This window comes from Streptomyces luomodiensis, assembly GCF_031679605.1.
Taxonomy (GTDB): Bacteria; Actinomycetota; Actinomycetes; order Streptomycetales; family Streptomycetaceae; genus Streptomyces; species Streptomyces luomodiensis.
Genome location: NZ_CP117522.1, coordinates 9,689,152 through 9,702,523, shown reverse-complemented (window position 1 = coordinate 9,702,523; position 13,372 = coordinate 9,689,152). Strand labels below are relative to the sequence as shown.

At 70.1% G+C, this 13,372-nt stretch carries 11 protein-coding genes; 8 read left to right on the top strand and 3 right to left on the bottom strand.

Annotated elements, in window-relative coordinates:
- The first annotated feature begins 376 nt into the window (after positions 1-376).
- The 7 genes from PS467_RS40600 to PS467_RS40570 are packed head-to-tail and all read left to right on the top strand — an operon-like array spanning position 377 to position 8,887.
- Positions 377-1,339, top strand: a complete 963-nt coding sequence (locus PS467_RS40600; protein ID WP_311039526.1) for a MaoC/PaaZ C-terminal domain-containing protein — start codon at positions 377-379, stop codon at positions 1,337-1,339.
- Positions 1,340-1,390: 51 nt separating this feature from the next.
- Positions 1,391-2,755 (top strand): MFS transporter, encoded by a 1,365-nt coding sequence (locus PS467_RS40595; protein ID WP_311039525.1) that lies wholly within the window; start codon positions 1,391-1,393, stop codon positions 2,753-2,755.
- A complete protein-coding gene (locus PS467_RS40590) occupies positions 2,752-3,762 on the top strand; it encodes a hypothetical protein (RefSeq protein ID WP_311039524.1) in 1,011 nt (336 codons plus the stop codon). Before PS467_RS40595 ends, PS467_RS40590 begins: the two co-directional genes overlap by 4 nt.
- 48 nt (positions 3,763-3,810) lie before the next feature.
- Positions 3,811-5,502, top strand: coding sequence for a thiamine pyrophosphate-binding protein (locus tag PS467_RS40585; protein WP_311039523.1), 1,692 nt, complete (start codon positions 3,811-3,813; stop codon positions 5,500-5,502).
- Between the two features lie 32 nt (positions 5,503-5,534).
- Entirely contained in the window at positions 5,535-6,731 is a 1,197-nt protein-coding gene (locus tag PS467_RS40580; RefSeq protein WP_268976680.1) for a CaiB/BaiF CoA transferase family protein, read from the top strand.
- 3 nt (positions 6,732-6,734) lie between these two features.
- Entirely contained in the window at positions 6,735-7,451 is a 717-nt protein-coding gene (locus PS467_RS40575; protein ID WP_311039522.1) for a GntR family transcriptional regulator, read from the top strand.
- On the top strand, positions 7,448-8,887 hold the full coding sequence (locus tag PS467_RS40570) for a xylulokinase (protein ID WP_311039521.1): 1,440 nt from the start codon (positions 7,448-7,450) through the stop codon (positions 8,885-8,887). Before PS467_RS40575 ends, PS467_RS40570 begins: the two co-directional genes overlap by 4 nt.
- Before the next feature lie 95 nt (positions 8,888-8,982).
- Here PS467_RS40570 and PS467_RS40565 read toward each other — a convergent pair whose 3' ends face one another.
- The gene (locus tag PS467_RS40565; protein WP_311039520.1) at positions 8,983-10,290 is read right to left on the bottom strand and encodes a DUF1266 domain-containing protein; all 1,308 of its coding nucleotides are present in this window, start codon (positions 10,288-10,290) and stop codon (positions 8,983-8,985) included.
- A gap of 46 nt (positions 10,291-10,336) precedes the next feature.
- Positions 10,337-10,834 (bottom strand): RDD family protein, encoded by a 498-nt coding sequence (locus PS467_RS40560; RefSeq protein ID WP_311039519.1) that lies wholly within the window; start codon positions 10,832-10,834, stop codon positions 10,337-10,339.
- 356 nt (positions 10,835-11,190) lie between these two features.
- Here PS467_RS40560 and PS467_RS40555 point away from each other — a divergent pair, with 356 nt between their 5' ends.
- Complete coding sequence (locus tag PS467_RS40555) at positions 11,191-11,832, top strand: DJ-1/PfpI family protein (protein ID WP_311039518.1); 642 nt, start codon at positions 11,191-11,193, stop codon at positions 11,830-11,832.
- A gap of 353 nt (positions 11,833-12,185) precedes the next feature.
- On the opposite strand, the gene PS467_RS40550 is transcribed toward PS467_RS40555, so the two are convergent.
- A complete protein-coding gene (locus PS467_RS40550; RefSeq protein ID WP_311039517.1) occupies positions 12,186-13,301 on the bottom strand; it encodes a LacI family DNA-binding transcriptional regulator in 1,116 nt (371 codons plus the stop codon).
- Between the last annotated feature and the right edge of the window lie 71 nt (positions 13,302-13,372).

Sequence of the window (13,372 nt, the reverse complement as noted above, 5' to 3'; positions counted from 1 at the left end):
GTCGCCCCCGGCCGGCCCGTCGTGCGCGGGTGGCTGGGCGGCGCGCTGTGGCCTCCGCGGTGGGTGCGGGGATCCGGGACGAGCTGTCCGGGTGGGGTCGGGGTCGCGGTGAGCGTGTCCCCGATGAGGACGCCGGTGACGGGGATGAGTGCGGTACCCCGCGTCGGCAAAAGCTACGACGTCGGCGCCGATCGACTCACACGCCCACCGGCCCTTGCCAGGGCGACAGCGCCCCTCAGGTCGCTTCCCCCCGTACAGACGCAGGTATCTCACGAGGACTCGCACACCTATTGACACCTCCATTTGCGTCTACCTACCGTAAAGACTAGTCGTCTAGACAATTTTGGCCCTGCTGGGGTCTGACACGGAGGTGACGATGAAGTCGCAGACGTCTCAGTTGAAGGAAGCCCGCTACGAGTTGGTCGACGTTCCCGAGCCGATGGGACCTGTCACCGTGACCGTGGACCGGCGTAAGGTGCTCGACTACGCCTACAGCGAGGACGACTTCGGGTCCTGGTACTTCGGAACCTCGCCGTTCGGCGGACCGGTGGGCCATCCTCTGGTCCTCGCCAATGACCTGCTCTTCCTGTTCTACGAGAACTACGACGGCAACACCGCCCAGGGTCTGCACACGCACGAGCACCTCACTTTCCACTCCCCCGTCGCGGTCGGCGAGACGGTCACCGTCGAAGGCGGCTACACACAGAAGTACGAGCGCCGCGGACAGGGTTACGTCGTCCTGGAGGCGGAGGCCCGCGGCGCCGACGGACGGCTGCTGGTGCGGCACGTCGGCAAGGAGATCATGCGGACGGTCGCCGGTGAGGTCACCGGGCGGAACCGCACGGCGGGCGAGGCACGGTCACGCACCGTGCTCGGCACCGTCGACCCGTCCGTCCGCCCCCTGGAGCGGGCCACACTCGACGCTCCGGAGCGCGCCGCGCTGCCCCGGCGCACCATCACCTTCACCCAGGACCAGATGTCGGTCTTCTCCTGGGCAGGCCGCGGCTACGCCAATGTGCACACCCACCCGGAGAAGGCCGCGGCCTCCGGCCTGGACCGCACGATCGTGCAGGCCCAGCAGCAGACCGGGTTCATCATCGCCAATCTGGTCGAGGTCTTCGGCACGACGTTCTTCACCTCCGGCGAGGTCGACCTCCGCTTCGTCTCCCCGGCCTTCGTCGGTGAGGAGCTGACCACAAGCGGTGCCGTCGTCGGCGTCCGCGGTGACCGGCTGGAGCTGGAGGTCTGGGTGGACAAGGCCGACGGCACCCGCACCGCGCTCGGCTGGGCTTCGGCCCGCGTCATTGACGATCCTGAGCGCCCTGCGCGCCTGGTCTGACACCTCCGCCGACCGCCCAGCCAGTCAATGAGATCGACAACGGAGTCATCCATGGCGCAATCAGCTACCGCTCCTGTGGTCAACGAGCAGGAGCGCACCGCGCTCGCCAAACGCGCCGCCGTCGCCAGCCTCGTCGGCACGGCCGTCGAGTGGTACGACTACTTCATCTTCAGCACCGCGTCGGCCCTCGTCTTCGGCGACCTGTTCTTCCCCAACGAGGACGACCCGATCATGGGCACCCTCTCGGCCTTCGCCGTCTTCGGTGTCGGCTTCCTGGCCCGCCCCCTCGGCGGCATCGTCTTCGGCCACTTCGGCGACAAGGTCGGCCGCAAGGCCGCCCTGGTGACCACGCTCATGATGATGGGCGGTTCCACCTTCCTCATCGGGCTGATCCCCACAACCGGCCAGATCGGCGTCCTGGCCCCGATCCTGCTCGTCCTGATGCGGCTCATCCAGGGCTTCGGCGTCGGCGGCGAGTGGGGCGGCGCGTCCTTGGTCGCCGTCGAGTACGCCCCGGCGGACAAACGCGGTGCGTACGGCAGCTTTCCGCAGATCGGCAACGCCGTCGGCCTCGTGCTGTCCACGGCCGTCTTCGCGCTGGTGTCGATGCTCCCCGACGACCAGCTCCTCAGCTGGGGCTGGCGACTGCCCTTCCTGCTCAGTGCCGTGCTCATCGCTGTCGGGCTGTTCATCCGGTTCAGACTCACCGAGACGCCGGCCTTCCAGGCGGCGCAGGAGGAGCTGGAGCAGCAGTCCGCCGAGCAGGCGAAGGAGCGGATGCCGATCGCCGAGCTGTTCAAGCGGTTCAAGCGGCCCCTGCTGCTGGCCATGGGGATGCGCCTGGGCGAGGCGGTCTTCGGTTACATCATCCTCACCATCGGGCTGACCTTCGCCGAGAACTACACCGACATCCCGCGCACCCACGTGCTGGTGGCGAGCAGCGTCGCCGCCGCGTTCGCCATCTACACCTACTACTTCTTCGGCAAGCTGTCCGACCGGATCGGCCGGCGCGCGGTCTTCATTCTCGGCTCGGTCGCCGGACTGATCGTCATCTTCCCCTTCTTCTGGATCCTCGACGCCGACGCCCTGGTGCTGACGTACGTGATCTACACGGTGGCGTACGCGATCGGCGTGGGCGCCGTCTACGGCGTTGAACCGGCCTTCTTCGCCGAGCTGTTCAGCACCAAGACGCGCTACACGGGCCTGTCGCTGTCCGCACAGATCCCGAGCGTCCTCATCGGTCTGTGGCCACTGGCCTCGACCGCCCTGCTGGCCGCGACCGACGGCGACCCCTGGCCGATCGCCTTGATCACGGTCGTATGCCTGCTGATCGGGCTGGTGTGCGCGGTGCTGGCGCCCGAGACCAACAAGGCCGACATGACGCGTGTCGGCGCACCGACCGAGGAGGCACGATGACCCAGTCATCCCCGCGCCCCTGGCGGGACCTGACCGACCCGCGCCGGGCCGCCACCGCCGACGACCTCGAAGCCGGGCTGAAGGAGCCCGAGTTCGAGAACCTGGAGATCCCCGAGGACCTCGGCACCGTACGGGTGGTGGTCGACGACCACAAGATCAAGCGGTACGCCTTCACACACGACGACCACCACCCCTGGGCCCTCGCCGGGAGTCCCTACTTCGGCGGGAAGCGGGTGGGGCAGGCGGCGCTGCTGGGCAACGACCTGGTGCAGCTGTTCACCCTCGTCTACGCGGGCAGCAAGGTCGTCGGCTACCACACCGAGGAACAGATGTGGTTCGACAGCCCGGCGGCGCTGGACGAGGTGGTCACGCTGCACGGCACCTACACCGAGGCCTACGAGCGCCGCGGTGAAGGCTACGTCGTCATGGAGGCCACGGCCACCGGCGAGGACGGGCGCAGCATCGTGCGCCACCGCGGTGTCGAGATCCTCAAGACCAACCCCGGCGCCATCGGCGGCCGCGGCTCGGCGAAGCCCGGACGCCGGGTGACCGGCGAGGTCCCGCCGGACGCGCGGATCGTCGACACGCTCGGCCCGGACATCCGCGCCGGCGACGTGCTCGCACCGCTGCACAAGACGGTGACCGCCGAGCAGGCCGCGGTGTTCAGCCGTATCGGCGAGTACGTGCGCAACATCCACAACGATATCGACGTGGCCCGCGCGGGCGGTCTGCGGATGCCGATCGTGCAGGGCCAGCAGCAGTTCGGCGTCCTGGCCCAGCTGCTGACTCTCCGTTCCGGGCCCACGTTCCTGACCTCCGGGTGGCTGCGGCTGAAGTTCCTCGTCCCGCTGGACGTGTTCGAGCCGTTCACCTCGACCGGCGTCGTCACCGCTGTCACCCCGGTCGACGACGGCCTCCGTGTCGACCTGGAGGTGTGGGTGCGCCGGGACACCGACAACCGCCTCATGACGGCCGGCTGGGCCGCCGTCACCGTTCCCGCGTCCTGACCCACCGAACCGACCGCACCCCACCGATACAGAAAGCGGACCTCGCAGATGCCCACTTCCAAGACCGGCGGCCAGGTCGTCGTCGACATGCTGACGTCCCTGGGCGTCGAGTACGTCTTCGGAGTCGTCGGCGGCCAGACCCTCGCCATCACCGACGCCATCATCGACACCCCCGGCATCCAGCTGATCCACACCCGGCACGAGAACGCCGCCGCCGTGATGATGGACGCCTACGGCCGGCTCACCGGCAAGCCCGCCGCCTGCATCTCCACCACCGGCCCCGGTGCCACCAACCTGCTCACCGGCGTCGGCGGCGCCTACCGCGACTCCAGCCCCGGATTCGTCATCACCTGCAACAACAACGGCGAGAACATTCACAAGGACGACGCCCAGAACGCCGACCACGTCGAGCTGGTCAAACCGCTGGTGAAGTACTCCCGCCTGGTGGCGCACGCCTCCTCCATCAAGCAGGCGATGGAAGAGGCCTATGTCAACGCCCTCACCGGCAACCCCGGTCCGGTGCATCTGGACTTCGCCCGCGACACCATCGAGGGCCGGGTCGAGAACCCGCCGGCGGTGCCCGACGTACACCCGAGCCGCGCCTGGGTCACCGAACGCCCCTCCGCCAACCCGGCCGCCCTGGCCCGGGTCGCCGAACGGGTGCTGCGTGCCCAGCGGCCGGTCATCTGGCTGGGCAACGGCGGCAACCGGGCCCGCGCGAGCGAGGATGTCCTGGCACTCGCCGACGCTCTGGGCATCCCGGTCGTCACCACCTTCAACGGCATCGGCTCCGTGCCGACCACGCACCCGCTGGTGTTCGGTGCCGTCAGCCGCATGGGAACCGCGCTCTCCAGTGACGTCATCGGCGACGCCGACCTGGTGCTCGCCCTGGGCAACAGCCTCAACGCCGTGTCCACCACCCGCTGGCGGCGCGCGCTCCCCGAGATCGTCCAGGTCGACGTCGACCCGACGATGATCGGACGCTACTACTCCGAGATCACCCAGGGCGTGGTGAGCGACCTGGGCTCCTTCGCCCGTGACCTGGTCACTGCCACCGCCGGCCAGGCGGAGCGGGCCAAGGCCGGGCGCGCCGAGTGGATCGCGACGCTGGACAAGGCCCGCACCCAGTGGTGGCGGGAGAGCGATGTGGTGGACGGCGGCGCCGAGGGGCCCCTCTCCCCGGCCGACATCGTCCGTTCGCTGCGTGAGGTGGCCCCCGAGGACACCCTGCTGATCCCGGACGCCGGCAACCCGGGCGTCTGGTCGTTCCTGTGGGAGATCCGGCGGCCGAACAGCTACATCAAGCCCGTCGGCTTCGGCAACATGGGCTTCGCGCTGCCCTCGGCGATCGCGGCCTCGCTGATCGACCCTCAGCGCCCCGTGCTCGCGCTGATCGGCGACGGCTCCCTCGGCATGAGCCTGGGCGAGGTGGAGACGCTGGCTCGCGTCGGCGGCAATGTCTGCATTGTCGTCCTCAACGACTCCAGCTACGGCAACATCCGCCAGGAACAGGAACTGCACTTCAACGGCCGGACGACCGGCGTCGACTTCGGCCCCGTCGACTTCGGCATGGCGGCCCGCGCGCTGGGCGTGCCCGGCGAGGTCGTCACCAGCCTGCCCACATTGCGCCGGCGCGTCGCCGACGCCTTCGCGGCGGGCACCCCGGTGGTCCTCGACGTGCCGATCGACCGCGACGTCAACGCCTGGACGTTCCCGGCGTTCACGGCCCGCGAGAAGTAACCGGACGAGAGAAGCAGGAGGTGACAGCGTCAATGGCGAACGGGACCGCCGCGCCCCTGAGCGGCGTGAAGGTGCTCGACCTCTCGCGGTTCATCGCAGGCCCGCTGTGCGCGCAGATCCTGGCCGACTTCGGCGCCGAGGTGGTCAAGGTCGAGCGCCCGAACGGTGAGGACTCCCGGCACCACGGGCCGTACCACCAGGGCGAGAGCATCTACATGTTCCTCTACCACCGGAACAAGTACGACGCGTCCCTGGACACCCGCCACCCGGAGGCGCTCGGCATCCTGGAGCGGCTCATCGAGTGGGCGGACGTCGTGGTGGAGAACTACCGCCCCGGCACGATCGAGAAGATGGGCATCGGCTACGAACGGATGAAGGAGCTGAACCCGGACATCATCCTGGTGTCCATCTCCGGGTTCGGCCAGACCGGTCCGGACTCGCGCCGGGCCCTGTTCGACGCGATCTCGCAGGCGTCCTCGGGCCTGATGAGCATGACCGGCGAGCCTGACGGCAAGCCCACCCTCAGCGGCACGTACATCGCCGACTACACCACGGGATACCAGGGCGCGATCGGGGCGCTGATGGCGATCCTGCACCGGGAACGCACCGGTGAGGGGCAGCTGGTGGACGTCGCGTCCTTCGACACGATGTTCTCCGCGCTCGGTGTCCGCCTGATGTCCCAGCTGATGCTGGGCCAGGACATGCCGCGCAGCGGTTCCCGCGACCTGCTGACCGCCCCGGTCAACGTCTACGAGGCCGCCGACGGCCCCATCTACATCCAGGCCGGCACCGCGTCTTTGTTTCCGAAGCTGTGCGCCGTGATGGAGCGGCCGGACCTGGCCGGCGACCCGCGCTTCGCCACCGTCGAGGGCCGGATGGCGCACCAGGAGTTCCTGGAGGGCGAGATCGGCGCGTGGGCGGCCGAGCGCACCACGGGGGACATCGCGGCGGTCCTTGACGAGGTGGGCGTGCCCTACGCCAAGGTGGCCTCGGTCGCGGAGGTCGCCGCGTCACCGCAGATCGCCGCCCGCGGCATGATCGTGGAGGCGGAGCACCCCGAACTGGGTACGATTCGGATGCCCGGCAACCCCGTCAAAATGGAAAAGACCCCGTCCACGGTTCGCAAGGCCCCGCCGAGGGTCGGAGAGGACAACGCGTACGTGTACCAGGAGATCCTGGGTATGTCCGCAGAGGACTTGGACCGCTTGCGGGAGTCAGGAGCGATCTGAATCATGTCGCGCGCACCCAGGTATCAGGTGATCTACGACGACCTGGTCTCCCAGATCCGCTCCGGCGCCCTTGCCCCCGGCGCCCGGCTGCCCGGCGAGACCGACCTCGCCAAACAGTACGGCGTCAGCCGGATGACGGTGCGTCAGGCCCTGGATCTGCTCGACTCGGAGCGGTTCGTCGTACGACGGCAGGGAAGCGGCACGTTCGTCAGTGATCACGCCGAACACGGGCGGCGGCTCAACCGGCTGCGGTCCTTCGCCGACGAGGTCGAGGGCGACGGCGGGACCGCGTCCTCGCGGGTGATCCGCAACGAGACCGCGCCCGCGCCGGCCGAGGTGGCCGAAGTCTTCGGCGCCGCGAAGGGCGACAGGGCCAACCGGCTCACCCGAGTCCGTCTCATCAGCGGCACGCCCGCCGCGCTCCAGGATGCCTGGGTGCCCTACTCGGTGGCACCGTCGCTGTCCCGCGAACCACTGCTCGACGGGTCCCTCTACCGCACCCTGACCGAGCGCTTCGGCGTCGAACTGCGCCACGCCGACCAGTCCATGGCGGCCACACTGCTCACCGCCGAGCAGGCGGAGCTGCTGGACACCGCGCCGGGCGGGGCCGCGCTGGAGGTGCGCCGCACCACCTACGGCTCGCGCGGCGAGATCGTCGAGTTCACCACGAGCTGGACGCTGCCCGCGTTCCCGTTCCTGCTGCGGATCGATGCCGAATGAGCGCACACGTCATCGCGGTGGACGTCGGCACCTCGGCCGTCCGGGCCGCGCTCGTGGACTCCGCGGGCCATATCGTCTCCCAGCAGCGCATCAGCCGTGTCTCAGGGCTCGGCGGCGACACCTTCGATGCCGCGGCGCTGGACAAGGACGTACGGGCGGCACTTTCGGGCGTGTCCGGCGGACCGGCACCCGCGGCCCTGGCCGTCGCCGCCCACATCGGCACCGTCGCCGTCGACTCGGCCCTCATGCCCGTCGGCCGCAGCAGCGGCTGGGCCGACTCCGTCGGCGTGTCCCAGCTGACCGCACTCGGCGACGGAGCAGTGCGCCGGCTCCTGCACACCGCCGGCAGGCCGACGCTCACCGGCGGTGCCCTGGCCTATCTCCTGGGCATGGACCCGAAGTCCATGCCACGGGTGCACGCCGTACTGTCCCCCAAGGACTTCCTGGTCGCTCGGCTGACCGGCCGGCTCACCTCGGACACCATCAGCGCCGCGTACACCCTGGCCTCCGATGTGCGCCGCCGTGCCTGGAACCTCGATGTGCTGCGTGCGGCGGACCTCGACTCCGCGCTGCTGCCTGAGCAGGCGGAGCCGACGTCGGTGGTCGGCGCCCTCACCGAGGAGGCCGCCACCGCCACCGGACTGCCCGCCGGGCTCCCCGTGGTAGCGGGTGGTCCGGACGGCTCAGTGGGTATGGGACTGCTGCTCGGTACGGACGAGGACATCATCGCCGACGTGGCGGGCACCACTGACGTCGTCGGACGCCTGCTGCCGCGGGGCGAGGACGTACCGGACGGGGCCGTGCTCAACCCGTCCGTGCTGCCCGGCCGCTTCGTCGCCGGCGGGGCCACCGGCCTCACCGGGGGTGCTGTCGCCCAATGGCGTTCCCTGGTCGGCACGGTCGACGACGAGCGGCTCGCCGCACTTCCGCCGGGCGCGCACGGGCTGGTGATTCTGCCGGGCATGACCGGCGCCCGGTTCCCCGACTGGCGGCCCGGCGCCCGCGGCGCGGTCCTCGGCCAGCGTCCCGAGCATGACGCCGCCTGCATCCTGCGGGCGGCTCAGGAAGCGGCGTCCTTCACCGTACGCGACGGGCTGGACCGGCTCGATCCGTCGGGCAGGCTGCCGGTCGCCTTCGCCGGCGGTTCCTCTCGCAGCGCCCACGTGGCACAACTACGTGCCGACATCCTCGCCCGACCGCTGCTGGTCTCACCGCAACCGGACGTCACGTTGCTCGGCGCCGCGGCCCTGGCCTTCCTCGGCTGCGGCGCGGCCACCAGCCTGGACGCCCTCCGCTCCCGGCTCATCGGCACCCTGCGCAGGGTCGAGCCCGACGACGCCCGCGCCGCGCGGTACGCACGGCTGCACACCCGCTGGCGCAACCTGCGCGACGCGACAGACGCGGCTTACGCGGAGGGCTTTGCGAACTACGGATGAGCGGGTGCGACCCAGCTGACGGGCTGTCGACTCACCGGTAACGGACGGCTTGTCGAGACCTGGGAACGCCCCGCCCCGGCCCGCACCAGGAGCGGTCAGTTCCACGGGATGGTAAGCCAGGGGCTGGCAGGGTCGGTGGTGAGGAGGCGGTGCGCGGTGAGCATGTCCTCGTACCATCTGCCGAATTCCTCCTCGTCGAAGTGCAGACAGCGTCCGAGGATGTAGGCGGCGGAGAATTCTCGCCAGGAGCGATAGTTCTGGCGGCAAGCGCGGCCGGCGGCGACCACGGCCTGTTCAGCCTCCTGGGGCGTGCAGTAGCGGGTGGACAGGCCCCACCGGGCCATGGCGGAGGCCCGCCCGTAGTCCCACGCTTCCACGGAACGGACGAAGGCGTTGTCGGCCAGCAGGCCGTCCGCGCGGAACCGGGCCTCGTAGCGGGCGATCCGCCCGATGAGTCGCTGCACTCCGGCGACCTGGGCCTCGACTTCGGCGGCGCTGCCAGGGCGTGCCGGGAGGACCCCGTCGGGGGTGAGCCGGGGCTCTGCTGCCTCCGCGGCGGCGTGGCGCAGTACGCGCTCGGCGACCTGCCGCCAGTGGTCCAGCTCGACTGCCCCCGCGAAGTCCTGGGCGAGGGAGCGGCGAATGCCCAGTGCGAACTCCCACACCGGGCTGACCATGTCGGCGTCGAGCAGGCGTTTTTGGGTGCTGGCCCACTCCTCCCGGCAGGTCACCCCCCACCACTCCTTGAGTCTGCGCTTCTCCTGGTTGTACCCCATGCCGTGGTGGGCCATGGAATTCCACAACTCGCCGTTCTTGACGAAGAGCAGTGCCGCGCACGCCAGGCCGTGTGCGACCGGACCTTGGGAGGGGCCGCCCACGGACAGGCCGCGGAGCCGGCCGTGCGGGTGGGCGTGGTCGCAGCCACCGGTGCCGCCGTCACGGTCGTCGGCGTGCCGTCGCCAGACGGCCCTGGCCTCCGGGGTGGCGGCGGGGAGATACGCCTCGCAGGGAGTGCCGGGGTTGATGGCGATCCAAGGTGCTTCCTCCTCGTCCCAGACGCTCGCGTACCACTCCAGCGTCATGGACTGGAAGACCAGCTCCGGATCGGGCGGCGGAAGAATTCCCTCCGTGAACAGGGCCAGGTATTCGGCGCGCAGATGAGGGTTCCACTGCGGGCTGAAGCGGACGGTGTCGGGGTGGGCGTCAGCGCGCGCCCGCCGGTCGGCGAAGAACAGGTCCGCATGGCCCGCCACATCGAGATATCCGGCCCAGTCGCCGCGCGACTTCGCCTCCAGCAACTGCTGCTCGATGGCACTGGGCGGCTGCCACCTCTGCCAGTCCCACGCCTGCCACCCCCACACCGGCTGCTGTACGACAGACTTGTTCGTCTTCCACAACCCCATGCCGGACACGATATCTGTCGCGCGATCAGCATCATCGTGGCGGGTTTCATCGCTGGACGCGGCAGACGACGGTATCCGCGGCCTTGTCGTGGAGGCACTGACGGTAGGGCCGGTCCCAGGCGCACCGCAACAGGTTGACGATCCCCAGGACCGGTATGGCGCACCCGATCAGTACACAGGCCCAGCGCCACAGCGCCCGGCCGAAGCCCAGCCCGCCACCGTCGTCCCGCCTGACGACCCGCAGCCCACACAGCCATTTGCCCAGCGTGGCCCCGTACACCGTGGTCAACACCGGCTCGTACCCGGCCACCACCACGATGAAGAGCACCGTGAAGCCGCCCCCGGCGTAGTCGGTGAGCACATTCGCCAGGAACACCGCGGCCATCAGGACACCGATGTCCAGCACGCGGGCGGCCAGGCGGGCACCGAAACGGCCCAGCGCATCCTCATCCGGCCCGGCACCCCGGCGCTCGCCCACGTAGGGGACGCTGCGCCAGTCGGGATAGCCGTACGGGCTGTCCGCGATCTGCTGTTGAAGCTCCACGCACCTGATCTAACCGCAGTGGCCGACCGGGTCACAAACGGGGCTCCCGGACGGCCCGGTGGGGGTTGGCAGCAGCGGCCGGGAGCACGCGGATGACCGCCGGTCACCGGCGGGCAGGTTTGGGTCCGAGGGCTCAGCCAGGTGCGTACGGGAACTGACGTGGGCCCGCAGCCGACCATCTAGCCATGACAAGCAAACCCAAGCGCGCTCGAACAGCCACCGTGTCCCGGCGCACTGTCCTCGGGACCGGTATGGCCGCTGCGGCCGCGCTGCCGCTCGCCGCCAGTGCGGCGGCAGCGTCCGCGTCGCAATCCGACATCCGCACCGTGAGGTCATCCGGGAAAGAGGAAGCCGCCATGAACATCGTGATCCCGCTCTACGACGACTACGAGCCGCTCGACGTGGTCGGACCCTATGAAGTCCTCGCCCACATCCCCGGCGCCTCCGTACGGTTCGTCGGGGCCGAGAAGGGCCCCGTGAAGGATGCGCTGGGGTCCCTGCCGACGTACGTCCCGGCCACGTACTCCGAGGTGGAGCACTGTGACGTCCTGCTGGTCCCGGGCGGGGGCAGCTTCAAGGCCATGGTGGCCGATGACGATTTCCTCGCTTGGGTGCGCCGCGTCCACGACCGCACCCGGTTCACCACCTCGGTCTGCACCGGGTCCCTGGTGCTGGGCGCAGCGGGCCTGCTGCAGGGCCTGACCGCCACCACCCACTGGAGCGAGGTGGAGACGCTGGCGTCGTACGGCGCTGTCTACACCCCCCAGCGTACGGTCCGACAGGGCAAGGTCATCACCTCGGCCGGCGTATCCTCCGGCATCGACATGGCCCTCACTCTGGCCGCCTTGCTGACCGACGAAGTGACCGCCCAGGCGATTCAGCTTTTGATCGAGTACGACCCGCAGCCCCCCTTCGACTCCGGCTCACTGGCCAAGGCATCCGACGCGGTGCAGAAGCGGGTCTTCGAACTGATGAAAGAGCCGCGCCACAACGGCTGACGGCGCACGTGGCGTTCACCGGCCACGCGGACGGCACCGTGGCACGGCGCGGACGGGGACGGGCTCCGCCCGCCCCTTTCGCGCGCGGTTCGTTTGCGGCCGCGTTCCTCATCGCAGCCGCGGTCATGCTGCCGGCGGGCGCCTCGGCCATCACCGCCATCCGGCCGGAACAGGACGCGCGACGGCTCGGCCTGCACACACGGGCCCCGTCCCCGCACTGACGGGCGAGGCCGGCCGTCCCCGCCTCCGCCGCCCCCTCCCAGCTTCGACAGCTCCACCTCGCGACCGACCTCGAGAAGGGTGCGCAGCCGGGCGAACAGTCCCAGGCGTATCCAGTCGTCCCGGCGCCCGGTTCAGCCTCGTCCGGCGTCCGCTCCCTCGGCGGGAGGGGCGGTGCTCTGCCGTACGACGAGCTGGGGGGTGGGGGCCTGGACGGGGCGGGGTTGGGGGCGTTCGGCCATGACGCGGAGCAGTTCGGTGGCCGTGAGCGTGCCGAGTGCGAAGGTGTCGCGGGTGAGCGCGGTGAGGGTGGGGCGCGCCATGGTGGTGAGGACGGAGTCGTCGAAGGACACGACGGACAACGTGTCGGGCACGGCAATGCCCATTTCGGTGGCCACGCCGAGTCCGGCGACCGCCATCACGTCGTTGTCGTAGACGACCGCGGTGTAGCGCGGGTGCGCCTCGAGCAGTCGGCGGGTCGCCACTGCGCCCTGGGCGTCGGAGTAGTCGGTGGCGATGGACGTCACGTCGATGCCCGCCGCCTCGCGTACGTCGTCGATCGCCCGCAGCCGGCGCTGGGTGTGCTGGTAGGACACGATGCCGCTGACGTGGCCGATGCGCCGGTGTCCGAGGCCGACCAGATGGTCCAGGATGCTGACCGTCGCGGCGTGGTCGTCCACCCAGACGCTGGTCAGCGGCATGGGGCTGCCGTGGCTTCCCAGCACGACGGTGGGAATGCCGAGATCGGCGACGAGTTGTGGCCGTACGTCGTCGACCTCGAGGTCGAGCAGGACGAGCCCGTCGACGCGGTTCTCGGCCGCCCAGCGCCGGTAGACCGCGATCTGGGTCGCGGTGTCCTCGACGATGAGCAACTGGGTGGCGATGCCTCGATTGGACAGACAGGACTGCAGCCCGGAGAGGAACTGGGCGAAGAACGGCTCGACGCCCAGCGTGCGCGCGGGACGGGCGATGACGATGCCGACCACGTCGCTGGTCGCGCCCTTGAGCGCCCGAGCGGCCAGGTGTGGACGCCAGTTGAGTTCATCCGCGACATCGAGGATGCGCTTGCGGGTCGCATCGCTCAGTCCGGGGCGCCCGTTGATCGCGATGGACACGGCCGCGACGGAGACGCCCGCGAGCCGTGCGATGTCGGTGCTGCGCAGCCGGGGCGGCGGCTCCCCGCTGGGCGTGCGTCCGGGGGAGCCCGAGTCCGCCTCCGCTCCTGACGAGGCGTTCTTCTTCAGTGACATCGACCCTCCATCGTGGCGCACGTGAACTTTACCCAAACGTGACAACGCGCTGCGGTGACCGCCGAACTGAA